This window comes from Curtobacterium sp. 8I-2, from assembly GCF_902506155.1.
GTDB classification, from domain to species: Bacteria; Actinomycetota; Actinomycetes; order Actinomycetales; family Microbacteriaceae; genus Curtobacterium; species Curtobacterium poinsettiae.
In genome coordinates this window covers 1,223,219-1,248,300 of sequence record NZ_LR732827.1, presented here as the reverse complement: position 1 = coordinate 1,248,300, position 25,082 = coordinate 1,223,219, and the positions used below count along the sequence as shown (strand labels likewise).

At 67.5% G+C, this 25,082-nt stretch carries 24 protein-coding genes and 1 tRNA gene; 9 read left to right on the top strand and 16 right to left on the bottom strand.

Annotated features, from left to right (window positions below; all coding sequences use genetic code 11):
* The first annotated feature begins 37 nt into the window (after positions 1-37).
* Positions 38-487 carry a hypothetical protein gene (locus BOSE127_RS09715; RefSeq protein ID WP_042539253.1) on the top strand — a complete coding sequence of 150 codons (450 nt, stop codon included), beginning with the start codon at positions 38-40 and terminating at the stop codon, positions 485-487.
* Positions 488-659: 172 nt separating this feature from the next.
* On the opposite strand, the gene galK is transcribed toward BOSE127_RS09715, so the two are convergent.
* Together galK and galT are read right to left on the bottom strand one after the other, a co-directional pair.
* Positions 660-1,799, bottom strand: a complete 1,140-nt coding sequence (gene galK, locus BOSE127_RS09710) for a galactokinase (RefSeq protein ID WP_042539255.1) — start codon at positions 1,797-1,799, stop codon at positions 660-662.
* Positions 1,796-2,893, bottom strand: a complete 1,098-nt coding sequence (gene galT / locus BOSE127_RS09705; protein WP_017888103.1) for a galactose-1-phosphate uridylyltransferase — start codon at positions 2,891-2,893, stop codon at positions 1,796-1,798. Before galT ends, galK begins: the two co-directional genes overlap by 4 nt.
* A 64-nt stretch (positions 2,894-2,957) precedes the next feature.
* On the opposite strand from galT, the gene BOSE127_RS09700 reads away from it, so the two are divergent.
* Positions 2,958-3,812, top strand: a complete 855-nt coding sequence (locus BOSE127_RS09700; protein ID WP_017888102.1) for a DeoR/GlpR family DNA-binding transcription regulator — start codon at positions 2,958-2,960, stop codon at positions 3,810-3,812.
* A complete protein-coding gene (locus tag BOSE127_RS09695; RefSeq protein ID WP_159557030.1) occupies positions 3,809-4,741 on the top strand; it encodes an aldose 1-epimerase family protein in 933 nt (310 codons plus the stop codon). The genes BOSE127_RS09700 and BOSE127_RS09695 overlap by 4 nt, the downstream gene beginning before the upstream one ends.
* 88 nt (positions 4,742-4,829) lie before the next feature.
* Here the strand turns inward: BOSE127_RS09695 and BOSE127_RS09690 are convergent, their stop codons facing one another.
* From BOSE127_RS09690 to BOSE127_RS09680, 3 genes are all read right to left on the bottom strand, one after another.
* Positions 4,830-5,150 (bottom strand): hypothetical protein, encoded by a 321-nt coding sequence (locus tag BOSE127_RS09690; protein WP_027466636.1) that lies wholly within the window; start codon positions 5,148-5,150, stop codon positions 4,830-4,832.
* 176 nt (positions 5,151-5,326) lie between these two features.
* Positions 5,327-6,163 carry an SGNH/GDSL hydrolase family protein gene (locus tag BOSE127_RS09685; RefSeq protein WP_081612335.1) on the bottom strand — a complete coding sequence of 279 codons (837 nt, stop codon included), beginning with the start codon at positions 6,161-6,163 and terminating at the stop codon, positions 5,327-5,329.
* Between the two features lie 235 nt (positions 6,164-6,398).
* Positions 6,399-7,466 (bottom strand): DUF5677 domain-containing protein, encoded by a 1,068-nt coding sequence (locus BOSE127_RS09680; RefSeq protein ID WP_159557028.1) that lies wholly within the window; start codon positions 7,464-7,466, stop codon positions 6,399-6,401.
* 248 nt (positions 7,467-7,714) lie between these two features.
* On the opposite strand from BOSE127_RS09680, the gene BOSE127_RS09675 reads away from it, so the two are divergent.
* Entirely contained in the window at positions 7,715-10,273 is a 2,559-nt protein-coding gene (locus BOSE127_RS09675) for an NACHT domain-containing protein (RefSeq protein ID WP_159557026.1), read from the top strand.
* 427 nt (positions 10,274-10,700) lie between these two features.
* Here BOSE127_RS09675 and BOSE127_RS09670 read toward each other — a convergent pair whose 3' ends face one another.
* The 3 genes from BOSE127_RS09670 to BOSE127_RS09660 all read right to left on the bottom strand — a co-directional run bounded on the left by BOSE127_RS09670 (position 10,701) and on the right by BOSE127_RS09660 (position 11,864).
* A complete protein-coding gene (locus BOSE127_RS09670; protein WP_159557024.1) occupies positions 10,701-11,315 on the bottom strand; it encodes a hypothetical protein in 615 nt (204 codons plus the stop codon).
* 46 nt (positions 11,316-11,361) lie between these two features.
* Positions 11,362-11,577: a hypothetical protein gene (locus BOSE127_RS09665; protein WP_159557022.1), complete on the bottom strand. Its 216-nt coding sequence runs from the start codon at positions 11,575-11,577 to the stop codon at positions 11,362-11,364.
* 80 nt (positions 11,578-11,657) lie between these two features.
* Positions 11,658-11,864 (bottom strand): helix-turn-helix transcriptional regulator, encoded by a 207-nt coding sequence (locus BOSE127_RS09660; RefSeq protein WP_079237275.1) that lies wholly within the window; start codon positions 11,862-11,864, stop codon positions 11,658-11,660.
* A gap of 123 nt (positions 11,865-11,987) precedes the next feature.
* Between BOSE127_RS09660 and BOSE127_RS09655 the strand changes: the two genes are divergently transcribed.
* The gene (locus BOSE127_RS09655) at positions 11,988-12,806 is read left to right on the top strand and encodes a hypothetical protein (protein ID WP_159557020.1); all 819 of its coding nucleotides are present in this window, start codon (positions 11,988-11,990) and stop codon (positions 12,804-12,806) included.
* Positions 12,807-12,846: 40 nt separating this feature from the next.
* Complete coding sequence (locus BOSE127_RS09650; RefSeq protein ID WP_159557018.1) at positions 12,847-13,944, top strand: site-specific integrase; 1,098 nt, start codon at positions 12,847-12,849, stop codon at positions 13,942-13,944.
* Positions 13,945-14,000: 56 nt separating this feature from the next.
* On the opposite strand, the gene BOSE127_RS09645 is transcribed toward BOSE127_RS09650, so the two are convergent.
* Both BOSE127_RS09645 and BOSE127_RS09640 read right to left on the bottom strand, forming a co-directional pair.
* Positions 14,001-14,073, bottom strand: a tRNA-Lys gene (locus tag BOSE127_RS09645).
* Positions 14,074-14,126: 53 nt separating this feature from the next.
* Positions 14,127-14,288: a hypothetical protein gene (locus tag BOSE127_RS09640; protein WP_017888098.1), complete on the bottom strand. Its 162-nt coding sequence runs from the start codon at positions 14,286-14,288 to the stop codon at positions 14,127-14,129.
* Between the two features lie 127 nt (positions 14,289-14,415).
* Between BOSE127_RS09640 and BOSE127_RS09635 the strand changes: the two genes are divergently transcribed.
* The 3 genes from BOSE127_RS09635 to BOSE127_RS09625 all read left to right on the top strand — a co-directional run bounded on the left by BOSE127_RS09635 (position 14,416) and on the right by BOSE127_RS09625 (position 17,043).
* Positions 14,416-15,045, top strand: coding sequence for a hypothetical protein (locus BOSE127_RS09635; RefSeq protein WP_017888097.1), 630 nt, complete (start codon positions 14,416-14,418; stop codon positions 15,043-15,045).
* A gap of 526 nt (positions 15,046-15,571) precedes the next feature.
* Positions 15,572-16,171 (top strand): ECF RNA polymerase sigma factor SigK, encoded by a 600-nt coding sequence (gene sigK, locus BOSE127_RS09630; protein WP_017888096.1) that lies wholly within the window; start codon positions 15,572-15,574, stop codon positions 16,169-16,171.
* Positions 16,168-17,043 (top strand): anti-sigma factor, encoded by an 876-nt coding sequence (locus BOSE127_RS09625; RefSeq protein ID WP_017888095.1) that lies wholly within the window; start codon positions 16,168-16,170, stop codon positions 17,041-17,043. The genes sigK and BOSE127_RS09625 overlap by 4 nt, the downstream gene beginning before the upstream one ends.
* Before the next feature lie 275 nt (positions 17,044-17,318).
* On the opposite strand, the gene pstB is transcribed toward BOSE127_RS09625, so the two are convergent.
* From pstB to BOSE127_RS09595, 6 genes are all read right to left on the bottom strand, one after another.
* The gene (gene pstB, locus BOSE127_RS09620) at positions 17,319-18,098 is read right to left on the bottom strand and encodes a phosphate ABC transporter ATP-binding protein PstB (protein ID WP_017888094.1); all 780 of its coding nucleotides are present in this window, start codon (positions 18,096-18,098) and stop codon (positions 17,319-17,321) included.
* Between the two features lie 49 nt (positions 18,099-18,147).
* Positions 18,148-19,233, bottom strand: a complete 1,086-nt coding sequence (pstA, locus tag BOSE127_RS09615) for a phosphate ABC transporter permease PstA (RefSeq protein ID WP_017888093.1) — start codon at positions 19,231-19,233, stop codon at positions 18,148-18,150.
* Positions 19,234-19,246: 13 nt separating this feature from the next.
* Positions 19,247-20,197 (bottom strand): phosphate ABC transporter permease subunit PstC, encoded by a 951-nt coding sequence (gene pstC, locus BOSE127_RS09610; RefSeq protein ID WP_017888092.1) that lies wholly within the window; start codon positions 20,195-20,197, stop codon positions 19,247-19,249.
* A 239-nt stretch (positions 20,198-20,436) separates the two neighbouring features.
* Entirely contained in the window at positions 20,437-21,543 is a 1,107-nt protein-coding gene (locus tag BOSE127_RS09605; protein WP_017888091.1) for a phosphate ABC transporter substrate-binding protein PstS, read from the bottom strand.
* A gap of 356 nt (positions 21,544-21,899) precedes the next feature.
* Positions 21,900-22,847: an NUDIX hydrolase gene (locus BOSE127_RS09600; RefSeq protein ID WP_017888090.1), complete on the bottom strand. Its 948-nt coding sequence runs from the start codon at positions 22,845-22,847 to the stop codon at positions 21,900-21,902.
* Positions 22,844-25,009, bottom strand: coding sequence for an RNA degradosome polyphosphate kinase (locus tag BOSE127_RS09595; RefSeq protein ID WP_159557016.1), 2,166 nt, complete (start codon positions 25,007-25,009; stop codon positions 22,844-22,846). The genes BOSE127_RS09600 and BOSE127_RS09595 overlap by 4 nt, the downstream gene beginning before the upstream one ends.
* Between the last annotated feature and the right edge of the window lie 73 nt (positions 25,010-25,082).

Here is a 25,082-nt window from a genome sequence, read left to right as displayed (position 1 = left end):
CTCACGAGGTGCACCCCGCCGGTGCTACGGTCGCGGCATGGGGGACGAACGACTGCAGACGGCGCCGGTGATGCGACCCCGGACCGAGCCGTCGCAACTGACCAAGGACGCCCGGTGGCTGATCGTCATCGTGGCGATCTGCGTGCTGTTCCAGGCTCCGGGGTCGACCTGGGCGACGACCTTCGTGCACGCCGGCCAGGAGTACACGTTCACGTCGGGTCCCTGGTTCGGGTGGACGCTCGCGACGGTGGGGTTCGCAGTCGTCGGGTTCGTCGTCGCGATCGCCCGCCGTGGGGCAGCCCGGTTCGACGAGCACACCGTGATGGGCCTGACCCTGGCCGCCGTGCTCGGGACCACCGCGCTGGTGTGGCTGCTCATGCCGGCGCAGTCCGCGTGGGTGGAGTGGGCCGTGGAGCACGGTCGGGCGCACCCGTTCGTGCTCGGGAACGTCGTGGAGCACGTCCGGTACGCGGACTACCTCGGCTGAGTCGGCCGAGCCGTCGAACGCACGGCGGGCACGGCTCGTCCGGCCTCGCCGTGCTTTCGTGCTGAACGACAGCTCACGGGCTGATCGCCGCGTGACCTGTCGCTGAGCGCGAAACGTCGAGCGCCGAGCGCCGAGCGGCCGAGCGCGCGGGTGACGGCCTGCGCCGCAGCGGTCAGTCGCGCCGAGCGCCCTGCGCGGCGCGCACCGTGAACACGTTCGGCTCGCGGTACCCGGCGTCGGCGAACGCGGCGGTGACCGCTGCGGCGATCGCGTCACGCGACGCCTGGTCGACGAGCGCGATCGCCGCACCGCCGAACCCCCCGCCGGTCATGCGGGCGCCGACGGCGCCGTGCTCGACCGCCGTCGCGACGGCCAGGTCGAGCTCCGGAACGGAGATCTCGAAGTCGTCGCGCATCGACTCGTGCGACGCGACCAGCAGCGGACCGATCGCCCGGGGGCCCTGTTCGCGCAGGGTGCGGACGGTGTCCAGGACACGCTGGTCCTCGGTCACGATGTGCCGCACACGACGGAAGGTCTCGTCGTCCAGGAGCTCCTGCGCACGGGGCAGGTCCTCGATGCTGACGTCACGCAGTGCCTCGACGCCGAGCACCTCGGCACCCTTCTCGCACGAGGCCCGACGAGCGGCGTAGCCACCGGTCGCGTGGGCGTGCTCGACACGGGTGTCGATCACCAGGACCTCGAGCCCGTTCGCTTCGAGCGCCAGGTCGACGACGGCGGTGTCGAGCGTGCGGCAGTCGAGGAACACGACGGCGTCCTGCTCGCCGAGCAGCGAGGCCGACTGGTCCATGATCCCGGTGGGGGCGCCCACAGCGTGGTTCTCCGAGTACTGCCCGACGCGCGCCAGGGACTTCCGGTCGAGGCCGAGTGCCCACAGGTCGTTGAACGCCAGCGCGACACCGCACTCGATCGCGGCACTGGACGACAGGCCGGCACCGACCGGGACCTCGGAGTCGATGAAGACGTCGAACCCGGTCTTGTCGCTCAGATCGGCACCCGCCTGCTCGCGCAGGGCCCAGGCGATCCCGAAGACGTAGGCCGACCAGCCGTCCATGGCCCCGGGCGACAGGTCGTCGAGGGACAGCGCGACAGGCTCGCTCGCGGCGTCGAAGGCCGATGCCACGCGGATCATCCGGTCGTCGCGCTGGGCGATGGACGCGGTGGTGCGACGGTCGATCGCGAAGGGCAACACGTAGCCGTCGTTGTAGTCGGTGTGCTCACCGATCAGGTTGACGCGACCCGGTGCGGAGTACCGCACCGTCGGCTCGTACCCGAAGACCTGCTGGAACGTCATGCGCGCTCGACTCCTTGTCGGATGAACTCGGCCGCCTTCTCGGGCACGAGGTCCCCGATCCAGGCGCCCATGGCGGCTTCGCTGCCGGCCAGGAACTTCAACTTGTCCGCCGCGCGTCGCGGCGAGGTGATCTGCAGCATCAGCCGCACGGTGTCGCGGGCGGTGTGCACCGGCGCCTGGTGCCACGCGGCGATGTACGGCGTCGGGTCGCCGTAGAGCGCGTCGAGCCCACGGGTGAGCCGGAGGTGCATGTGCGCCAGCTCGTCCTTCTCGGCGTCGGTCAGGCCGGCGAAGTCGGGCACGTGGCGGTGCGGCAGCATGTGGATCTCGATGGGCCAGCGCGCGGCGAACGGGACGAAGGCGGTGAAGTGCTCGCCGGCGAGGACGACCCGCTCGGAACCCCGCTCGTTCGCGAGGTGCTGCTCGAACAGGTCCGGCCCGAACCGCTCGATGCTCGCGAGCAGGCGCTGGGTGCGCGGCGTGATGTACGGGTACGAGTAGATCTGCCCGTGCGGGTGGTGCAGCGTGACGCCGATCGCCTCGCCCCGGTTCTCGAAGGGGAACACCTGCTGGATGCCCGGCATCGCGGAGAGCGCGGCGGTGCGGTCGGCCCAGGCTTCGACGACGGTGCGGGCACGCGACTCGGAGATGGAGGCGAAGGAACCCGAGGTCTCGGGGGAGAAGCACACGACCTCGCACCGGCCGATCGAGCGGAGCTGGCGGTTCAGGCCGACGTCGCTCAGGGACTCGAGCGACTCGGGGGCGTCGTCGGCTTCGAGCAGCGGGCCGAACGACGGCGAGCGGTTCTCGAACACCGCGACGTCGTAGCGGCTCGGGATCTCGGACGGGTTGGCCGGGCTCTGGGGCGCGAGCGGGTCCTGGTCGGCCGGTGGCAGGAACACACGGTTCTGCCGGGACGCAGCGATCGACACCCACTCACCCGTCAGGACGTCCTGCCGCATCCGCGCCGTCTCGGGCCGCGGGTCGAGCACGCGGTCGTCGATGCTGCGTTCCGCGGGCAGCGTCGAGTCGGCGTCGTCGAAGTAGAAGAGGTCGCGGCCGTCCGCGAGCTTCGTCACGCGCTTGGTGATCACCGGAACAGCCTAGCGCCCATCCGAAGCGTTGCGAAGGACATCGGAAGCAAGCGAAACTGTCCACATGACGGACGCCGACCTCTCCTTCCTCGCCGGCGCGCTGCCCGCGCCCCTGCGGCAGGACCGCATCGTCGCGATCGTCGACGGTGCCCCGGGCATGGTCCGGACGGCCGCGTTGGCCGCGTCCCTCGGCACCAGCGAGGTGACCGTCCGCCAGGACCTCGCCGTCCTCGACCAGGAGGCCCGGATCCGCCGGGTGCACGGGGGCGCGGTCCGCCTCGGGGCCGGCTCCACCGAGCGCCCCTTCGAGGAGACCGCCGTCGAGCACCAGGTGGCCAAGGCGGCCATCGGCCGTGCGGCCGCGGCGCTGGTGCGTCCGGGGGAGTGCGTCGTCCTCGACGTCGGCACCACGCCGGCCGCCGTCGCCGAGGCGCTCGTGGCCCGGACCGAGCTCACGGGCGTCACCGTCGTGACGAACTCCCTCACCACCGCGCTCGCGCTCGAGCGAGCGGTCCCGCGCTTCACCGTGATCGTCACCGGCGGCACCCTCCGGCCCCTGCAGCACTCGCTCGTCGCACCCTTCAACGGCGCCGTCCTGCCGATGATCGCGGCCGACCTCGTGTTCCTCGGCGGCACCGGCCTCGACGTCGACCACGGCCTGACGAACGTGAACCTGCCCGAGACCGAGGCCAAGCGGATGCTCGCCACGACGGCCCGGCGTACCGTCGTGGTCGCGGACGGGTCGAAGTTCGGCCGGGCCCACATCGGGGTCGTCCGCGCGCTCGAGGACATCGACGTCGTCGTCACCGCCGAGGCCGACGCCGACGCGGTCGCCACGATCCGGGCGGCCGGGGCCCAGGTGATCGTCGCCGACGGCGAGCAGCGCACCGAACCAGCCGGAAGGAAGAACACCCCATGACCGCAGCACCCACTGGTGGCCAGTACCGCCTCCACCACGCCGGACCCGACGGGGTCGTCGAAGCCGTGGTCACCGAGGTCGCCGCGGGCATCCGCGAACTCCGTGTCGCCGGCTTCGACATCACCGAGCCGTTCCCCGTCACCGAGCAGCCGCCGGGCGCGAACGGCATCGTCCTGGCGCCCTGGCCGAACCGCGTCGCCGGTGGTGTGTGGGAGCTCGAGGGCAAGCGGCAGCAGCTCGACATCTCGGAGCCGAAGTACGGCAACGCCTCGCACGGGCTGCTCCGCTTCGCCCCGTACCGGGTGGTGTCGCAGACCGGGACCTCGATCCAGCAAGAAGCGACGATCCACCCGCAGCACGGGTGGCCCTTCACCCTCGAGACGCGCGTGCTGCACGAGCTCGTCGACGACGGCATCCGTGTCACGCACGAGGTCACGAACCGCTCGGGCGTCCGCGCACCCTTCGCCGTCGGCGCGCACCCGTACCTGCGTGCCGGTGACACCCCCGCCGACGACCTGGTCGTCACGCTCGACGCCGCGACCGCGTTCACCGTCGACGAGCAGAAGGTGCCGAACGGGTCGGTGCTGGTCGAGGGCACGCCGTACGACCTCCGTCAGGGCCGGCGGGCCGGGGACTCGGACCTCGACACCGCGTACACGGACGTCACCCCCGACGCCGAGGGGATCCGCCGCACGACGATGCACGGGCCCGAGGGCGACGGGGTGGAGCTCTGGCAGGACGCCTCGTTCCCGTACGTGCAGGTCTTCACGTCGCGCGAGTACCCGCGCGGCGACGGGAAGGGCCTGGCCGTCGCGGTCGAACCGATGACGGCACCCGCGAACGCCCTGAACTCCGGCGAAGGTCTGCGCTGGCTCGAGCCGGACGAGACCTGGACCGGTTCGTGGGGGATCCGCCGCGTCTGGTCCTGAGGACTCCGGTCGGCTCGCACCGCTGACACGACGAAGGCCCCGCCGGGTGTCCGGCGGGGCCTTGTGCGTTCGTGTCGGAAGCCGGGCGTCAGCCGCGGCGCATCCGGAGTGCCTCGACCGCGAGGGACTCGGTCGCGTACCGGCCGACCTCGTGTGCCCAGGCCGGGTCGTCGCCGCGGAGCGCGATGAAGTCCTTGCGCTGGCGGCAGACGTAGCCGAGCACGGCGGTGGCGGTCGCGACCTCGATGAAGTCCTTGCGGATGTGGCGGGTCGTGACCTGGGCGTTGCGGCGGAGCGTGTCGAGCAGGAGCTCGTTGCTCATCGTCGTGTTGGTCGCTGCTGCGAGCTCGACGATGCGGCGCGCGTCACCTGTGGTGCTGGTCTGCGTGGCTTCGATGGGCTCGATCACGGTGTACCCCGTTCGTTCGTGGTGGTGCGGTGCTGCAGGATCCGGTGATCGGATCCGGGAACGACACTATCGGCGGGAGCCCAACAGTCCGCTGGGGACCGACTGTGCTGTGCAGGGGATCTCCCATGAGCTCGCTGGGGACGGGTTGTACCCCGTTCAGGAGCGGACGGCACCCGTCAGGCGCACCGGGCACTGTCGGCGGGGGTGGCGAGGGCGTCCAGCGCCTCGCTGACGCGGTCAGCCAGGTACTGGTGGCCGGCGTCGTTCGGGTGCCCGCCGTCGGGCGCCGAGTACCCGGGACTGTTCGTGGTCGTGAACCACCGGCCGGCGAGGGCATCGATGTAGGGGACCCCGACTGTGGCTGCAGCCGACGAGACCGAGGCGGCGACACCGACCGTGGTCTTCGCGTGCGGCAGGGGTGCCGACGGACCGAACGCGACGACGACCGCGTCCGGCCAGGTCTGCTGCGCCGTGCGGAGCGTGCGCTCGACGGCGGCGCGCAGGGTGTCGGCGTCGACGAGCCAGTCGTTCTGGCTGCCCTGCACGATCACCAGTTCCGGGTCGAAGGAGGCGTCTCGTTCGATCCGGGGACCGAACGTGAAGTGCGACGAACCGGAGGCGCCGACGTCGACGTAGCCGGTGCCCGGGTAGTCGTCGATCTTTGCCTTCCACCCGCGGTCCTCGCTGATGTCCTGGGCCCAGCCGTGGATCCCGCTGGTCGACCCACGACCGGACGTGTACGAGTCGCCGACGATCAGGACACGCGATCCGGGCTCGATCGCCGCCGCGATCCGCTCGGCCGAGACCCCGGGGGCCGCGACGGCCGAGGCCGAGGTCGACGAGGAGACGGGCTGGCAGGCGCTCGACACGCTCGGCAGGATCAGCAGGAGTCCGGAGACCCCGAGTGCCATGGCGCCGAGGGCGAGTGCGGGGACGAGTCTGCGGCGGCGTCGCGGCATCGTCGCCGGGTCGTTGGGGGTGCCCGGCCGTTCGCGCTGCGATCCTCGGCCCATCGAATTGAGTCTAGACAAGAGTGCAAGCGAGACCGGGAAGCCGGCGTTCAGGAAGGTGGTGGGCCCCGTGGGGCTCGAACCCACGACCCTCGGATTAGGAATAGCCCGCTATCAGAAGTAGCCGCACTCTTCCGATGGTTGCGGCACCTCGGCCGGGACGGCTGCATCACGTATCGATGGCTTCTATTCCAGACCTAAGTATGTTCGGGGATAGTTCGGGACCGATAGACGTCGCCTACGCCGACTCGCCTGCCTGGAAGTCCTGCTCCGCGGCCTCCACCTCTGACTGCCTGTTGTGAAGAGCAGTCAGCGCCTGCTGGGTGAGGTGCCGCACGCCTGCCAACAGCAAGGTTCCATCAGAGTCGACCTGGCCCTCGTCCGCGATTGACGACGGGACGGCGAGTTGCAGCATGACGTTGAGCAGGTCGCAGGCCAGCTCGGCCGGTAGGCCTAGGCCGAGGTTCGTCGGGCCCGCGGCAAACATCTGTTCATCACCGCGCGTGACAAGTCCGTGGCTCCAACCCTCGGAGTCGGCGTGGACGTGGGAGCTAGACAACCGGTAGATGACTTCGAGCCGAGGGGTGACGAGCTTCGACAGCTTTGTGAAACTCACTCGTTCTCGAGCCTTGAAGATCGGTTGCGCCCATCCGTATGGCTCCGCGAACTTTCGACCGAACTCGGCGAGCAGTTCGTCGTGCGCCGTACTCAGCAACCCCATCGTCGATTCGTCGAACGGGTCGTCTTCGAGGATGCCGCTCGCAGAGATCTGAACCGCGGAGTCCCGATTGAACACTTCGTGGTGCCGGGCATAACGCTTGATCAACTCCGGGTGCTCTCCGTCCGGGTGTCCGTGGATTGCAAGTACGGCGGCTGTGACGGCGAGTTCCTGCAACGTCCGAGCGCGAGCCGTCGCCCCACCCGGGAAGCCCCCTTCCAGGAGCCAGGTGATCTCGCCGAATGTCGTGAGGGCACGAGCCATAAATCCCCGTATGACCCAGTGGTAGTCGGCGAGCGCGTCGATGTCGGCCCGATCCTCGTTGTCCGCTTCCATCCGGCCAATGACCTTGTCCATCGCCTCGGATCCCCAGTCGGCCGCTTCGATCGCCGAGATGTACACCCTGAAGAGACCTGTGAACGCATCGTCGTGAGTCAGCTTGAGACGTTGCCGGAAGGCATCCGTCTCGCCGCGCACGTCATGGGTGTCCTCCGCCCAAAGCCGGTCGAGAGCGGCCTTGTACCGCGCTAGTTCGACGGGATCGATGTCGCCGTCATTGCTCCCGAACCTCAGCTCGATGTCGGACACGTCTTCTCTCCCCAAGTCTGCCGCTAGCCGTTCCTCGATGATGTCTACGGCCCGTCCTCGTCGAACTCCGCGACTTGGTGCAACCACTCGAAGCACGCTTGCATCCCTCGGCCACGACTAGCGGAAGCGAGGGCCAGAGCTCGTCGACCTCCTCAGTATCGCCTTGTGTCCTCCAATCGACGCGTCCCAGAGGGAACCAGAGTCGAGGGAGACTCCCGTTTTCGCTCCATCGGTGTCAAGATGACTACGTGCCGACTTTCACTGCCGAAGACCTGCCCATCGCTGTCGCAGAGTTGCTGAAACTCAACCATTTCCAGGTTGAGGGACCTGTGAAGGTGAACGGGGCGGAGATCGACCTCGTCGCGACGCCATTGGGAGATCCGTTCGCGGCGAAGATGTACATCGAGGTAACTCTCGAATACGTAGACAACGAGAAGTACGGCAAGGACCTCACCAAGCTTTCTATGGTGCGCGAGATGGACGCTAGTTCGCGGTGCCTGATCGTGAGTGCGAAGGGCTTCACGATCAATGTGAAGGAGCGCGCTGCTGCTACACGAATCATGACCATGACCTACGACGAGCTCTTCGCGCGATTCGAGCGCTTTGAGCCCTACGTCGAGCAATTCACTGGCAGCGGGATTCTGGCAAAAGATCTGCAAGAATTGACTCGTGTTTATCAGCCGCCTAAATTCAGTGACATGCACGGGAGTCAGGAGGCGCTGCCCTGGCTCGACGCATGGCTAGAGCGTGACAACAAAGATGAATCGTGGCTCATCGTCGTCGGCGAGTATGGCACGGGAAAAACTGCGCTGACACGCGTGCTTCAGGAGCGCTGGCTCAACGCATATAAGCAGAATCCGCTGCAGCCCATTCCTCTCCGAATCGAATTGGGCAACTTCACTCGACAGTTCGACGCGCAAGGGCTGCTGCACCACTTCCTCGATCACAATGGACTGTCTCATGTGCCGGTAGACTTCTTATGGTCGCTGATTCGCAGTGGGCGAGTGATCCTACTGCTAGACGGCTATGATGAAATGGCGCAGTACCTCAACCAGAGGGAAAGACGCGAATGTCTTCGAACGCTCGCGGAATTGACGAGCGGTGGAGCGCGTGGGCTTCTAACAAGTCGACCAAACTACTTCTCGGAGGCGGAGGAATTCGCCCTCTTCGATCATCTTTACCGAACCCTCGAACTGCGCTCTGGTTATCTCTTGCAGGAAGCCGAGGAACTCAAGGCGCAAGAGGCGGAGATTGACGGTTTCATCGAGCGAAACCTTCTCGAGCGCTATGAGCGGTCGCTGCAAGATCTGTCGCCCGAACAGACCGAGGTTCTCGTCCGCAGCATCTTGAGCTCACAAGCCGACGTGGCAGACACTGTGGTTGCAATCCTTCGCCGTGTATTCCGCGCAACTGAGGAGGGTAGTGAGATCGCGTTGTCCGGCAAGCCAGTGATCATCAGTTACCTTGTTGAGGTTGCGGCGAACCTGGTGGATGTATCGGTGGAGCGTCTCACTGAATGGGATATCTACACGCTGGTGTTGGACAAGCTCGCGTTGCGCGACCTGAACCAGGCGGGACTCGTGAGTGTCGAGGACAGGCGGCGTTTCCTCCAATCGCTGGCTGTGTGGCTGACTCGAACGGGGAACCGCTTCTGTAGCGAAAGCGATTTTCGGGGGCTGGTCGAGAAGTTCTTCTCGAGTCATCTCAAGCGCGTCCAGCAGGGTCAACGCGAGAGCGAGATTGAGTCGCTCTTCGAGGACCTACGTCGCTCGGGTAGCTTGAGTCGCGACCCTCTAGCCAACAAGGGGTGGAAGTTCTCGCACAACTCCTTGCGAGAGTTTCTCGTCGCAGAAGCCCTTATCGAGGATTTGACGTCGAAGCGTGCGTTGAGCACGGCGATCCCAGTTTCCGACGCCATGCGGACTTTCGTCACTTCCCGGGGACGGGCTGCCCTGGAAGAACTGCTGGCGATGCTGACCGCCGCGTGGTCGGCTCGAGACGGTGGTCAGCAGCCGGGTGCCTACCTGTCCGTTCTTTACCAGGGTATCGACAGGTTCCTGCGGCCAGCCGACGACCCGGCCTGGCACCCGCTGAGGGCCGTCGCGGGGCCGCGGCCAGACCTGGCTGGCGTGCAACTCAATTTCTTGGTCATCTCCGACGAAAGTCGTCCGGCTCAAGTCCAAGGTGTTAATTTCTCGCACTCTGACCTCTCAACGGTGTCGCTTGACTATGCCAATCTAGACGGGGCGAAGTTCGATGGTGCGATCCTTGACGGTGTCTCCTTCCGGTCTGCAGTGCTTGACGGGGCTTCGTTCAAGGATGCGCTCCTCGCGGATGTGTCTTTTTCAGGCACTTCCTTGCGGGGGGCTGATTTCAGCGAAGTCGACGACTCACTTTCCGTGCTCGTCGGAGATCTTCGTACCGACTCGCCGCGTGTCCGCCTGTCGGGCGAAGCAGCGTTGGGCTACCTCAACTTCAACGGGGCGCTCACTAAAGACATTGATCCGATCCTGGTCTGGTCGCATCATGCCACCTTCGGAATCGTGTCCAAAATTGTCGCCAAATTCATGGAAACTCCGCAACGCCAGCGTCGAGGGCTAGTCCAGCGAGGAGTAGCATCACAAAACCCGCAGTTTGCAGCCCGTTTTGTCTCGATGCTCGAGGCTGAAGGTTGGATCCGTACGCCTGGAGGGCGACCGGAGATCGTCGAACTGACATCGACGGGGCGCACTGCTCTCGGGCCCCTGGCCAGCGGCTCTGCGCTGCATCCCCGCATCGAGGAGTTCCTTGTCGAGGAGCTTCGGTGATTTCTCGTCATGGCGATGACCGGCCGACCGATGGTCGATCGACTGAGTTCGACGCTGCGGTTGTACCTCGTGCAACTGTCGTTCGGTAGGAGTTGCGCAGTTAGTTATTTCGTCGGGCTTTCGTCGCATGAACCCGCCCCGATGGTTGTATCGCTGTCCGGGAGGGAGGGGGCTCGCGGGCTTCGGCCGTACGGCTGCGGCCTTCCCCTCGGATCTCCCAGACCCGCGCGCACCTCGAGCTGCAGCACGAAGCGATCGTGACAGCGCTCCCCCCCCCCCCCCGGGGGGGGGGAGAGGGGGGGCCTCCCGACGATCGCTCCGAGGACGAACGCTCGAGACGGAGCGAGGGCACGACCCCCTCCTTTAGGTAGGGGTCGTGCCCTCATTAATCCTTCGACCGACTGGCGAAGGGTGGTGTGCTGAGTGATCAGGCGGCCCAGCCGGGAGCTGACCTCAGCGCGGTGTGTTCCGGGTCTTGCGATGGGCAGATACCCCCGCGAATCCCTTCGACAGTCGAGGTGCATCCTGCCGCACGGCACTCAGGGTGCGAAGGGATGGACCTCGTCGGCCAGGTCGTGACTGGTTGGGAAGTGAAGGGTGCCTCTCCCTGCTTTAAGTGCCCCGCCCTCATCCCGGCCTGTCCTGTCCAGTCCTGTTCGTCGAACGATTCGTCGATCGAATCGTCGTCGGAGTCGGCGGCCAGGGACACGAGCTCTCGGGAAGGCTTCTGAGGGAGTCCCCGCTTCGCCCGGTTCTGCTTGTTCACGGCCTGCTGCCGGATTACGGCTTCGCGGGACCTCTGGTAGCGAGCATGGTGGCGGATCAGGTAGAAGCCTCCGTCTTCGGACCACCATCCGTGCTCGACGAGTTCGGCCGCGGCCTCAGGGATCTTGCCGAACCGTCGAACTTCTGCCTTGGGGATGCGAAGGTCAAGCAGCTTGCGGTTGGACCAAACGAGCCCTTCGAGGTGGAGACGGAACGCGGCGTCGGACAGGTTCCACGTGTCGTCAGTGAAGTCGTCTGACAACTTGGTCCAGGTCACTCGGCCCCGTCTCGTCGACGGGTCACCCGGGGCCTCAAGGCGACGGTCACGGCCACTCCGTCGACTGGGGGCGTTCGGCGAGCGCCGCCGCCTCGAACAGGCGGACAGCGAGGCGCCGGGCCGCGTCCGGCTCCATCGGCACGACGCTGCCAGAGCAGAGGATGTCGACGCACCGCGCTTCCGGGCGAGCCAGGGCGCGAGCGGTCGGCTTGCGATCACTGTCGTTCGAGATGTGCTGAGCGATAGGCTGGTAGTAGTTCACGAGATCTCCGAAAGTGGTGTTGTGATCGTCGCCCCTGAGGTCCTGGCCGACCTCGGGGGCATTGTCTGTGTGTGGGGCCGCTACGCGACGGCCGAGAGGCCGTCGAGCCACGCGAGGACGTCGGCCTTGCGGTAGCGAACCGCCCCGCCGAGCTTGGTCACCTGAGGCCCATGCCCCTCGACCTTCCAGCGCGCCAACGTCTGGATCGAGATCCCCGTGAACTGCGACAGTTCGGCGCGCGTGGACCATTCGGGCAGTTCCTCGATCTGGCGGATCGGCTGCATCATCAGTGGTGTCTTTCTATGACAGTTGGAGGGTCGTGGTTGTCAACCCTGCGGACGTTCCGATCGTAGGAGCGAGTTCCGTCGGATGTCAACACGACACAGAGGCATGTGCTTTACTGTCTTACTATGACAACTCAGCCGACCGGGCGTGGAGCGCGATCCCGAGATCCAGAAGCCGTTGCGAACCGCCTGCGCCTCGAGGGTTGGGCGCAGGCGTACAGCAACCGCGTCGTCGACTCGGTGCTGCACTACAGGGACGCACGAGGCCTCAGCAATGCTGATCTGCTCACGCGGCTCGGCGAGCTCGGGTGGGATCTGACGCCGAACACCCTCGCGGGCATTTTCCAGAAGAAGCGGAAGGCAATGCCCGTCACGGATGTCATGCTCTTCGCTCTCGCGCTGAACGTGCCTCCGGTCGCGCTGCTGTTCGCAACGCACGGGAGCGATGACCTCGACCTTGCTCCCGACGGGACGACCCTGTTGAAGCCGTATGAAGCTGCCAAGTGGTTCTCAGGTGCTCTCCCCGCCGTGGCCCGCGAGTTCGCCGACGAGCACCAGGACCTTGCTGACGACTACTACGACGTCGCCGACGTGGTGGCCTTGACCGATGAGATCGCGCGCGACATCGCCGCGTTCCGGGGGTCCCACGCTCAACTCATTCTCGCTATCCGTGACGGTGCTGACAGCACTGCCAAGCGTCTGGAGGAAGCGGAGGCGCGGTTGAAGGAGCTTGCGAACCTCCGAGACCACTTCAGACTGCACTACCCGCAGGCGTCGATGCCAGCTCTGCCCGCCGCTCTGGAGTTCATCGACGAGCCGCGTCGCAACTGGAAGGCGCTCCCGATCGAGGGCTTGACCACGGATGACGACGTTGAGGAGGCCCGCAAGTCTCTGCCGGGCTATCGCATGCTTCGCGGCGAAGAGGCACCAAATGGCAAGGCCTAGGACCCCGATCGGCGCGCACGGCGTCGTTCACACCCAGCGCGTGGGCACCGCTTGGCGTGCGCGCACGCTCTACAGATTCCAGGACGGGAAGCGACGTCAGGTCGAGCGGACCGGTTCGACCGCGGCGAAGGCGACTGCGGCCCTCAAGCGCGCGCTTGTCGAAATCGAGACACCAATGTCCGAAGGGGTCACGCGGGCCACTTCGCTCTCGGCTCTCGCTGCGTTGTACCTCGACCTGAAGGTTGAGGCAGGACTGAAGCCCCGCTCCGTCGAGACCTACCGGCACAACATCAGGAAGATCATCCTGCCCATGATCGGTGATCTCACGGTGGGAGAGCTCACCACCCTGAGGACCCAGCGCTTCCTGACACAGGTGGCGAAAGTCAATGGACCTGGCTCAGCAAAGGGGTGCCGTTCTGCGCTCTCGGGGATGATGGCGCTCGCCGTCTCCAGCGACGCCTTGCCCTACAACCCTGTCGCAGGGGTGGAGCGCATCCGGAAGGGGCCGTCACGTGCTGCAGAGGCTCTGCCTGCGGACCGCATCTCCGAGTTCCGGGCCGCAGTCCGCGGTGACGCTGAGATGCGACGTCTCGACCTCGTCGACCTGTGGGAGTTCATGCTGCACACCGGCAGTCGGATCGGCGAGGCGACGGCACTGACATGGGATCGAGTCGACCTCGACGCGGGCAAGGTTGCCCTTGGTCCGAACGTTGTACGCATCATCGGTGAGGGCCTCCGCATCCAGGGGCAGGGCAAGTCCATGGCGTCGATGCGGACCATCTCGATGTCCGAAGGGCTGACCCAGATGCTCCGGGCGCGACGATCGACCGTCATCGAGACTCCGGAGGGACTCGTGTTCCCCTCCGTGCTCGGCAAGTTGCGCGACCCGTCGAACACGGAGGCAGACTGGCGCGCGAACCGAGACAGGTTGGGCTTCCCTGGCTTCAAATCACACGGCTTCCGCAAGACCGTGGCCACGGTGCTCGACCAGGCTGGGCTGAGCGCCCGCGAGATCGCCGAGTTCCTCGGGCACGAGAACCCGAGCCTCACGCAGGACGTCTACATGAGCCGCACCGCCGGTACGGTTAGGGCGGCAGCTGCCCTCGACTCACTGCTCGCACGGGCTACTGCGGCGTGATTGTTCGGGGAAAGTTCGGGATGCGGTGTGACTGACACCTTCGATCCCGGCAACTGTGGGCCCCGTGGGGCTCGAACCCACGACCCTCGGATTAAAAGTCCGGTGCTCTACCAACTGAGCTAGAGGCCCTCACCCGCAAGGCTAGCGGGTGAGGGCCTCTGGGACAGAACCGTGCGAGCGGGTCAGCCCCGGCGTCCGGTGAGCGTTCGCAGCAGCCACGCGATGACCGCGATGATCAGCAGCACGATGCCGACGTAGAGCAGGAACTTCAGGCTCGCGGCGAACCCGCCGACGAACAGCAGGATGACTGCGATCACAGCCAGGATGATGAGCAGGGCGTTCATGGAAGATCCTCTCCTTCACGTGCAGGGAGGAGCGCCTCCCTGCCGCAACACGGTACGCGCGGCGCAGTCGTTGCGTTCTCGGCGAACGGGCCGCGGGCGTGTCACCGGCCGCGCCTACACTGCTGCGGTGCCTCGCGATCACCACCGTCCTGTCCACTTCACCGACGCCGAGTTCGCCGCCATCCAGGGCGGTGAGGACCCGGCGCTGGTGAACCGTGTCGCGCACGAGACCGCGAACGCCCTGCTGCACCGTGTGCGTGAGGACCCGGACCCCGCCGTGGTCGAGCGGCTCGTCACCTACACCGACGTGCACGGCATCGACGCCATCGCGGAGCTGTGGGCGCGGGTGGGGGCGCACACCCTGCCGGGGGCGCTCTGGCGGGTCTACCTGGTGCGCATCGTCATCCGGCAGAACCCGGAGGAGATCGCGTACCTGTTCGAACGGGGCACGGCGCAGATCGGCACGATCGACCAGGCGGTCGCGGGTGCTGAGGAACCGACCGGCCCGGCCGAGATCCTGACGCTCGCCGACCGCATCCTGCACGGCCTGTACACGGGCGACCTCGCGGTGGCGCTGGACCGCGGGGCATCGTTCTGCCGCCTGACCGCCGCCGGTGCGACCGCCGTGGCGGACGAGTCCGACCTGGTCGCGTCCGAGCGGGCGGGCGAGCTGACGACGCGGGCGCTCCGCCTGACGGAGCTGGCGGCCGACCTGACCGAGGCGGCGGCGCTCTGGCGTCGCGACAGCCTGGACTGAGCGGGCGGAGGGGCGGACCCGCACCCAGCCTCCAGGCCAGGGGCGCGGAGTTTCGCGACGACGCGCACGGCCGCGCGAGCGCGCGACGCATCCGGGCATGGAGAAGCCGAGCCGCAGAAAGCGCCTCTCGGCGCGAGGCCGCTCGAAGCGGCGAATTTTGGAGCCCGGGGCTTGCTGCGGCCCGGCGATCACCAGTCTACGAGACGTCGGCTGATCACTCGACCCTGTTCACTCATGGTGGACAGAACCGGCCCCGGGCGTGCCAGCGCACCGCCCGCGGGGAGCCCGCCGCGCCCGCGCCGCCGAGAAATCCCGATCCCCGCCCAATCCACAGCGGGGACCGCGCCGAATCATCATCGTGGCGGACGGAATGCCCGTCACGAAGCGAGAGGCCCGGTGTGACCCGGACCGGCACCGCCGGTCAATTCCCTGTGGGTCACGCCGGCCCCTCGTCTCGACCGCCCATGCGGGGGCTTCGTGCTACCCGCCTGGTCAACGAAAGCAACCGAGAGGAGGGAAACCTGCAATGCTTGCCCTCGTGGATAGCGACACCGAACGCTGGAGCTCGTCAGAGCCAGCTCAGGCATCGCCGGACGACCTCCTCGCCCGGGTCGCCTCCGGTGACCAAGCCGCCTTCGCGGACCTCTACGACGCACTGTCCGGCCGGGTCCTCGGTCTGATCACGCGGCTCCTCCGGGACCGCGCGCAGTCGGAAGAGGTCACGCAGGAGGTCTTCCTGGAAGTCTGGCAGCAGGCCACCCGCTTCGACCGGACGCGCGGAACGGCCGCCAGCTGGGTCCTCACCATGGCCCACCGCCGCGCGGTCGACCGGGTCCGCGCCTCGCAGTCCTCGCACGACCGCGACACCAAGATCGGCATCCGCGACCTCGAGGCCGGTTTCGACCAGGTCTCCGAGTCCGTCGAGATCCGCATCGAGCACGAGCGCGTCGGCCGAGCGCTGGCGAAGCTCACGGAGTTCCAGCGGCAGGCTGTGCAACTCGCGTACTACGGCGGCTACTCGCACAGCGAGATGGCCGAACACCTCGGTGTCCCCATCGGCACCGTCAAGACCCGTCTCCGTGACGGGATGATCCGACTCCGAGACGAGATGGGGGTGACCTCATGACCGAACGCCACGACGACCCCGCACTGATGACGGGGTCCCACGCACTCGACGCGCTGTCCGATGACGAGCGCGCGCTCCTCGAGGACGCCCTCCGGACGTCCCCCGAGCTGCAGGCCGAGAACGACTCGCTGCGCGAGACCGCGCTGCAGCTCGCCTACGCCGTCGCACCGATCGAGCCCCCCGCGTCGCTGAAGGCGTCGCTGCTGGCCCGGATCGCCACGACCCCGCAGGCCGCACCCCTCGCCGACACGACGGTCGACCAGACCCCGGTCGCCGAGACCACCCCCGCCCAGGAGGCCCGCCCTGCGCCCGCCGTGCCCGTCACCTCGATCGCCGACGGCCCCACCGCCGGTGGCCGGGCGTCGTCCGAGGCTCGCCGCCGCTGGTTCCAGCGTCCGGCGGTGATGCTGACGGCCGCTGCTGCCGTCGCCGCGGTCTTCTTCGGGGGACTCGGCGTCGGATCGGTCTTCGACCCGAACGGCTCCGGACCGGGCACCACGCAGGCCTCGAGCGGCCTTGACCGCATCTACGCCGCGTCGGACTTCCAGCGCACCACGACCAAGGTCGCGGGCGGCGGTTCGGCGACGGTCGTGTGGTCGAACGACCTCGGCAAGTCCGCGGTGATCCTGGACGGCGTCGAGCAGGCGCCGAAGGGCAAGACGTACGAGCTCTGGTACATCGGCTCCGAGGAGCAGGGCGGTGCCATCAAGTCGGCCGGCCTGGTCGACGGCGCGGCGGACGGTGTGCACTCCGCTGTGCTGAAGGGTGCGATGTCCGAGGGTGCGACGATCGGCATGACGGTCGAGCCCGCTGGTGGTTCGAAGCAGCCGACCTCGTCGCCGATCATGGCTGTCCCCACCACCACGGCCTGACGGTACTCCGGAAGGTGCCCGTGCAGTCGATGCGCGGGCACCTTTCGTCGTTCCACGAGTCGATCGACGCGTGGAACGTCGGAACATACGCACGCAACGTCTGCGTGCGCATCGAACGACGAACCACGAGTCGATCGACGCGTGGATCGTCGGAACATGCGCACGTCTTGCGGGCCGCCGCGGCACCCGGCGCAACCACGAAGGCCCGGTGCGCGTCCGTGGCGGACGTGCACCGGGCCTCCAGGCCGTCCGTCAGCGCGACGGACGGATGCCGATCAACCGAAGCGGCCCGAGACGTAGTCCTCGGTGGCCTGCACGGACGGGTTCGAGAACATCGTCGCGGTGTCGTCGAACTCGATGAGCTTGCCAGGAGCGCCGGTGCCGGCGATGTTGAAGAACGCCGTCTTGTCGCTGACGCGCGACGCCTGCTGCATGTTGTGGGTCACGATCACGATCGTGAACTCCTTCTTGAGCTCCTCGATCAGGTCCTCGATGGCCAGGGTCGAGATCGGGTCGAGGGCCGAGCAGGGCTCGTCCATCAGCAGCACGTCCGGCTCGACCGCGATCGCGCGGGCGATGCAGAGCCGCTGCTGCTGGCCACCGGACAGACCCATGCCGGGCTTGTCGAGGCGGTCCTTGACCTCGTTCCACAGGTTCGCACCCTGCAGCGAGCGCTCGACGATGTCGTCGGCCTCGGAGCGGGAGACGCGCTTGTTGTTGAGCTTGACGCCCGCGAGCACGTTGTCGCGGATCGACATCGTCGGGAACGGGTTCGGTCGCTGGAAGACCATGCCGACCTGACGGCGGACGAGCACGGGGTCGACGCCGGGGCCGTACAGGTCGTCGCCGTCGATCTTGACCGATCCCTCGACCCAGGCGCCGGGGATGACCTCGTGCATGCGGTTCAGGGTGCGGAGGAAGGTGGACTTGCCGCAGCCCGACGGGCCGATGAAGGCCGTGACGGTGCGGGGCTCGATGGTGATGTCGACACCCTCGACCGCCTTGAACTTCGAGTAGTAGACGTTGAGGCCGTCGACCTCGATGCGCTTGGACACGTTGATCCTTCTGGGTGGGTGGTGACGCTGGATCCGCGGGGGCGGACGGTCAGCGGCTGAGCTTGGGGGCGAAGAGGCGGGTGATGATCCGGGCAAGCAGGTTGAGCAGCATCACGATCAGGATGAGCACCAGGGCCGCGGTCCACGCCCGGTCGACGAACGGCACCGGGTTGGCGCCCTGCTGCGAGTACTGCGTGTAGGCGTACACCGGCAGGGTCATCATCGGGTCGCGGAACAGGTTGTAGTTCATGCTCGCGGTGAAGCCGGCCGTGACGAGCAGCGGGGCGGTCTCACCGATGACGCGGGCGATCGAGAGCATGATGCCGGTCATGATGCCCGCGAGGCTCGTGGGCAGAACCACCTTGAGGATCGTCAGGTACTTCGGGACACCGAGGGCGTACGAGGCCTCGCGGAGTTCCATCGGGACGATCTTCAGCACCTCTTCGGTGGAGCGCACGACGATCGGGATCATCAGCACCGACAGGGCGACGGAGCCGACCAGACCGAAGCGGGCACCCGGGCCGAGGAACAGCGCGAAGAGCGCGTAGGCGAACAGCCCGGCGACGATCGACGGGATGCCCGTCATGACGTCGACGAAGAACGTGATGCCCTTCGCCAGCGCGCCACGACCGTACTCGACCAGGTAGATCGAGGTGAGCAGACCGATCGGCACCGAGATGAGCGCCGCGAACAGGGTGATCTCGAGGGTGCCGATGAGCGCGTGGACCGCGCCGCCGCCCTCGGAGATGACCCCGCGCATCGAGTACGAGAAGAAGTTCGCGTCGAGGCGGGCGACGCCCTTGGCGATGACCGTCCAGAGCAGCGACACCAGCGGCAGGACCGCGATGACGAACGCCGTGATGACGAGCGAGGTGACCAGGCGGTCGACGGCCTTGCGACCGCCCTCGACGATGCGCGAGACGACGACGATGAGCACGTCGAACAGGACCGTGCCGAGGAAGATCGCGGCGACGACGTTGAAGTCCTTGACGGCGCCACCGGCGTTGAGCAGGGCGAAGACCAGGACGAGGGCGACCCAGCTGCCGACCAGCAGCAGCCACGGGACGGACGCGTGCAGCTTGCCGTTGGCGTAGACGTTGCCGGCGGTGCCGGTCTGACGGAGCGCGAGGGACATCGGGTGCGACCTCTCAGCTGACTCGGCTGCGGACGATGTACCGCGCGAGCATGTTGATGACCAGGGTGATGACGAAGAGGATGAGACCCGACGCGATGAGCGCGTTCAGTGCCGTCCCGGAAGCCTCGGCGAACTGCAGAGCGATGTTCGCGGCGATCGTCGAGGGGTTCTGCGACGTCAGCATCTCGAACGTGACGTTCGTCGAGACCGACAACACCAGCGCGATCGCCATCGTCTCGCCGAGTGCACGACCGAGGCCGAGCATGATCGCGGACACGATGCCGGACTTCGCGAACGGCAGGACAGACAGGCGGATCATCTCCCAGCGGGTCGCGCCGAGGGCCAGGGCCGCTTCCTCGTTGAGGGTCGGGGCCTGCAGGAAGATCTCACGCATGACCGCCGTCATGATCGGGATCGCCATGACGGCGAGGACGATCGAGGCCGTCAGGATCGTGCGGCCGGTGCCGGACACCTGACCGGAGAACAGCGGGAACCAGCCGAGGTACTCGTTCAGGAACACGTAGAAGGGCTTCACCAGGGGAGCCAGCACGGCGATGCCCCAGAGGCCGTAGACGACCGACGGCACCGCGGCCAGCAGGTCGATGACGTAGCCGAGGACCGGAGCGAGTCGACGCGGCGCGAAGTGCGAGATGAAGAGGGCGATCCCGAGGGACAGCGGCACGGCGATCACGAGCGCGATGAGCGCGGACCAGACGGTGCCGAACACCAGGGGGCCGACGAAGTCCCAGAAGTTCGTGGCCTTCCCGGGCAGCTCGCCGACCTTGGCGGAGAACGCCGGGATGCTCTGCCAGACGAGGAACGCGGCGACGAGCACGAGCACGAAGAGGATGAGGCCGCCGGCGATGACCGAGGCGGCGGAGAAGATCCGGTCACCGACGCGGACGACGGCCTTCGGCTTGATCGGGGTGACGGTGGCCCCTGGCTGGGCCGGTGCGGTCGTCATGGGGTACTCCAGTCGGAGGAACGCCGGGGGAGGCGACGGGTGCGGGTGGTGGAGCGGGGTGGGACGTCCGGGTGCGGGCTCTTCCCGGTGGGAGCGGTGATGCTGTGCTCCCGGTGGCGGCAGTCGTGCTGCGCTCCCGGTGGCGGCGGTGGTGCTGCACTCCCGGTGGGGCCCGGACGGGCGAGGGCCCGGACGCCGGTCATGTGGGTGGGACCGGCGTCCGGGCGCTCAGGGGGGCCTTACTTGATGGACGCGACCGCGTCCTTGGCCTTCGACGCGAGGTCGGAGGAGAGGGCGGCCGACTTGGCCTCCTTCGCAGCGGCGTCCTGAGCAGCGCTCGAGACGACGTAGTCCAGGTAGCCCTTCACGAGCTCGGCCTTGTCGGCGTCCTTGTACTCCTGGCACGCGATGGCGTAGGAGACGAGGACCAGCGGCCAGGCACCGTCAGCGGTGTCCTTGCGGTCGATGTCGATCGCGAGGTCGTTGTCCTCGCGGCCGGTTGCGATCTTCGAGTCGGCGACGACCTGCGCGGCACCGTCGGCCGAGATCTCGGTCGCCTTGTCGCCGACCATCAGCTTCGCGCGGTCGAGGTCACCCGCGCCGGAGTCGTCGATGTAGGTGATGGCGTTGGTGGCGTTGCCCATCGCGGAGGCGACACCGGAGGTGCCCTTCGCGCTGTCACCGACCGAGTACGGGAAGGTCTGGCTCGGCTCTTCGGTCCAGACGTCGCCGGCGTTCGCGGAGACGTACTCCGAGAAGTTCTGCGTGGTGCCCGAGTCGTCGGAGCGGTGCACGACCGTGATGTTCGCGTCCGGCAGCTTCGCGTCCTTGTTCAGGTCGGCGATCTCCGAGTCGTTCCACTTGGTGATCTTGCCCGAGAAGATGCCCGCGATGGTCTTCGCGTCGAGGGTCAGGTCGCTGACGCCGTCGACCTTGTACGCGATGGCGATCGGGGAGATGTAGACGGGGATGTCGATGCCCTTGGTGTCCGCCTTGCAGGACTCGAACTTGCCCGAGAGCTCCTCGTCCTTCAGTGCGGCGTCGGAGCCGGCGAAGTCCGCGGCACCCGACATGAAGTTCTCGCGGCCGGCGCCGGAGCCGTCCGGCGTGTAGTTCACCGTGACGCCCTTGGCTTCGTCCTGGAAACCGGCGGCCCAGGTGGCCTGCGCGGTCTGCTGTGCGGACGAGCCCGAGCCGGTCAGGGTGCCGGAGAGCTTCGAGTAGTCGCTGCCGCTGGTGGAGGAGGACTTGGTGCTGCCCGCGTCCTCGTTTGCCGCGCACGAGGAGAGCACGACTGCGCCGGCGATCGCGATTGCTGCGATCGAACCGATTCGCTTGATGTTCACAGGGGTCCCTTCGGGAATGGAATGCAGTGGGACCACTGCGGTCCCTGGGCCGGTGCCGACCCGGGAGCGACTGTAGGGACGCGAGGTGACGGGGATCACCCCCGCTGGTGAACGGAAGGTGAACGAGGGGTTGTCCGCGTCGGGGCGGCGTGCGCCGCGCCCGCGCAGGGAGCAGGATCGGGGGCACTGTGCGCGCGTTCGGAAGATACGCACGCATGATCGCGGAAGGGCGGTCGGGAGGCCCGGATCGCGTTCTCCGGGCGCGGCGCGGCCCGTCTCGTGGCCGGCTACCGGACGCGTCCGCTGTGGCCCGGTGGCGCTGCTGTCCGGCGGCACTGTGGTCCGCCGGTCTCGGGTCACGCCGAGATCGTGTTGCGGTGCGTCTCGACCGCGACGAGTGTGTCTCCGGCGATGTGCATGACGGAGAAGTCCCCGACGGACAACATCGCCGCACGACGCAGGTCGAAGCGGCCGGAGTCGTCGGCGGTCACGGTGGCGATCCGGGCGATGATGTCGGGCAGCACCGGGCCGTGCGAGCAGAGCACGGCGGTCTTGCCCTTGTCGAGGCGGCGCCGGACGACGCCCTTGACGTCGGCGGCTCCGCGGTCGTGGGCGTCCTGGCTGATGTCCGGGGTGCTCGAGACGCCGAGCTTCGTCGCGGCCGAGAGCGGTTCGACGGTCGCGAGGCACCGCGCCGCCGTGCTGCTCACGATCTTCTTCGGGCCGAACGCCGCGACCGGCGCCGCGGCGGCCTTGGCCTGCGAACGGCCGACGGGCAGCAGCGGTCGGGTGGCATCGGGACCGTCCCAGTCCGAGCCGGGCACGGTCTTCGCGTGGCGCAGGGTGATCAGGGCGAAGGTGCGGTGCTGTCCGGCGGCGGCGCGTTCGGCGAAGCGGTCGAGGATCGCGACGTCCCGCTCGTACGTCAGACGGTTGCGGGCGTCGTCGATGGTGACCCACTCGAGTGCGGCGACCTCGTGGTTCGGCTCGAAGGCCCCGGCGCGGGCGTACTCCTTGGCCGAGACCCGGGCCGCCCAGTAGTGCACGACCTTGTCGCGACCGTTCGGCAGCACGTACTCGGCGGTGCCGAGCGGAGCGCCGAGGTGGACGCGGTAGCCGGTCTCCTCGTCGATCTCGCGCACAGCGGTCGTCGGGACGGCCTCGCCCGGGTCCACCTTGCCCTTGGGCAGGGAGACGTCCTTGTGGTGGTCGCGGTGGATGAGCAGCACGAGGGGTGTGCCGTCCTGTTCGCGCCAGACGACCGCGCCCGCAGCGACGACGGGGCCCGAGGGACCGCCGCTCACCGAGTCGAGCGCTTCCGAGCCGAGATCTTCCGCATGGTCACATTCTGCACGTCCTCGAGCGGGCGGCCCGCATCGTCGGTGGAGTGCCGCGTCCACTCGCCGTCGGACTCCAGGTGCCACGAGCTGGCGGTGTCGGCCATCGCCATGTCGAACATCTCCTGGACCTCGTTGATGTGGTCCGGTGCGACCAGCCGCACGAGTGCCTCGACGCGACGGTCGAGGTTGCGGTGCATCATGTCGGCGCTGCCGATGAACACCGCCGGGTCGCCGTCGTTGTGGAACGCGAAGGCGCGGGAGTGCTCCAGGTAGCGGCCGACGATGCTCCGCACGCGGATGGTGTCGCTGACGCCTTCCATCCCCGGCTTGAGCGAGCAGATGCCCCGGACCCAGACGTCGATCGGCACCCCGGCCTGGCTCGCCAGGTAGAGCGCGTCGATGATCTGCTCGTCGACCATCGAGTTGACCTTGATCCGGATGCCCGAGGGCTTGCCGGCACGGGCGTTCGCCGCCTCGGTCTGGATGCGCTTGAGCAGGCCCTTCCGCAGGTGCAGCGGTGCCACGAGCAGGCGCTTGAACTTCTTCTCGATGGCGTAGCCGGACAGCTCGTTGAACAGGCGGGTGAGGTCCTTGCCCACGGTGTCGTCCGAGGTGAACAGGCCCATGTCCTCGTAGATGCGCGAGGTCTTCGGGTTGTAGTTGCCCGTGCCGATGTGGCTGTAGTGCTTGAGCGTCCCGCCCTCTTGCCGGATGACGAGCACCAGCTTCGAGTGCGTCTTCAGCCCCACCAGGCCGTACACGACGTGCACGCCGGCCTTCTCGAGCTTGCGGGCCCAGGTGATGTTGTTCTGCTCGTCGAAGCGCGCCTTGATCTCGACCAGGGCGAGGACCTGCTTGCCGGCGGCCGCTGCGTCGATGAGCGCTTCGACGATGGGGCTGTCGCCGGACGTGCGGTACAGCGTCTGCTTGATCGCCAGGACGTTCGGGTCGGCCGCGGCCTGCTCGAGGAACGCCTGCACGCTCGTGGCGAAGGACTCGTAGGGGTGGTGGACCAGGACGTCGTTCGCCTTGATCGCACGGAACAGGTCGGGCTTCGTGTTCGGCTCACCCGGCTGGAACTGCACCGGGGTCGTCGGCACGTGCTTCGGGTAGTGCAGGTCCGGGCGGTTGATCTTCGAGATCTCGAACAGCCCGCCGAGGTCGAGCGGCGACGGCAGCCGGAACACCTCTTCCTCGGTGATGTCGAGTTCACGCACGAGCAGGTCGAGGGTCACCGGGTCCATGTCCTCGGTGATCTCGAGGCGGATCGGCGGGCCGAACCGGCGGCGCAGGAGCTCGCGCTCGAGGGCCTGGATGAGGTTCTCGGCCTCGTCCTCCTCGATCTCGACGTCCTCGTTGCGGGTGACCCGGAACACGTGGTGCTCGAGGACCTCCATCCCCGGGAACAGGTCGTCGAGGTGGTTCGCGATGAGGTCTTCGAGCGGGATGAAGCGCATCCGCCCGGAGTTGTCGTCCGGCAGCTTGATGAAGCGGGAGAAGTTCTGCGGCACCTTGAGGCGCGCGAACTCCTGGCGCTGCGACTTCGGGTTGCGGACCCGCACCGCCAGGTTGAGCGAGAGCCCGGAGATGTAGGGGAACGGGTGCGCCGGGTCGACCGCCAGCGGCATGAGCACCGGGAAGATCTGCTCGTTGAAGTACTCCCGCATCCGCTGCCGGTCGGCTTCGTCGAGGTCGGACCAGTGCTCGATGTGGATGCCCGCGGCGTCGAGGTCCGGCTTGAGCGACCCGATGAACGCCTGCGCGTGCCGGTCCTGCAGCTCGTGAGCCTTCTTCGCGATGTCGCGCAGGACGTCACTGGGGGCACGGCCGACGTTGGTCGGGACGGCGATGCCGGTGTCGATGCGGCGCTTCAGGCCGGCGACGCGGACCATGAAGAACTCGTCGAGGTTGGACGCGAAGATCGCCAGGAAGTTCGCACGCTCCAGCAGGGGCTGCGTGCGGTCTTCACCCAGCTCGAGCACGCGCTGGTTGAACCTGAGCCAGCTGAGCTCGCGGTCGAAGTAGCGGTCCGTCGGCAGCGACTCGTGCTCGATCTCGACGACCTCGTCGAAGTCGTCGAGGTCGGGTGCGACGGATTCGCCGTCGAGCTGCGGTTCGGTGTCCATCCCCACATCCTGCCACCCGGCCCCTGCCGTCGGAGGGGCCCCGGTGGACGCTGTGGAAACCGGTGGTGAACCG

What these genes read in the sequence shown, in the direction of transcription:
- BOSE127_RS09640 (WP_017888098.1), bottom strand. Translation starts at nt 14,288, where the DNA reads ATGAACGCCCTGCTCATCATCCTGGCTGTGATCGCAGTCATCCTGCTG.
- galK (WP_042539255.1), bottom strand. Translation starts at nt 1,799, where the DNA reads ATGACGTTCCAGCAGGTCTTCGGGTACGAGCCGACGGTGCGGTACTCC.
- sigK (WP_017888096.1), top strand. Translation starts at nt 15,572, where the DNA reads ATGCTTGCCCTCGTGGATAGCGACACCGAACGCTGGAGCTCGTCAGAG.
- BOSE127_RS09715 (WP_042539253.1), top strand. Translation starts at nt 38, where the DNA reads ATGGGGGACGAACGACTGCAGACGGCGCCGGTGATGCGACCCCGGACC.
- BOSE127_RS09685 (WP_081612335.1), bottom strand. Translation starts at nt 6,163, where the DNA reads ATGGGCCGAGGATCGCAGCGCGAACGGCCGGGCACCCCCAACGACCCG.
- BOSE127_RS09700 (WP_017888102.1), top strand. Translation starts at nt 2,958, where the DNA reads ATGACGGACGCCGACCTCTCCTTCCTCGCCGGCGCGCTGCCCGCGCCC.
- BOSE127_RS09695 (WP_159557030.1), top strand. Translation starts at nt 3,809, where the DNA reads ATGACCGCAGCACCCACTGGTGGCCAGTACCGCCTCCACCACGCCGGA.
- BOSE127_RS09595 (WP_159557016.1), bottom strand. Translation starts at nt 25,009, where the DNA reads ATGGACACCGAACCGCAGCTCGACGGCGAATCCGTCGCACCCGACCTC.
- BOSE127_RS09625 (WP_017888095.1), top strand. Translation starts at nt 16,168, where the DNA reads ATGACCGAACGCCACGACGACCCCGCACTGATGACGGGGTCCCACGCA.
- BOSE127_RS09655 (WP_159557020.1), top strand. Translation starts at nt 11,988, where the DNA reads ATGACAACTCAGCCGACCGGGCGTGGAGCGCGATCCCGAGATCCAGAA.
- pstC (WP_017888092.1), bottom strand. Translation starts at nt 20,197, where the DNA reads ATGACGACCGCACCGGCCCAGCCAGGGGCCACCGTCACCCCGATCAAG.
- pstA (WP_017888093.1), bottom strand. Translation starts at nt 19,233, where the DNA reads ATGTCCCTCGCGCTCCGTCAGACCGGCACCGCCGGCAACGTCTACGCC.
- BOSE127_RS09660 (WP_079237275.1), bottom strand. Translation starts at nt 11,864, where the DNA reads ATGATGCAGCCGATCCGCCAGATCGAGGAACTGCCCGAATGGTCCACG.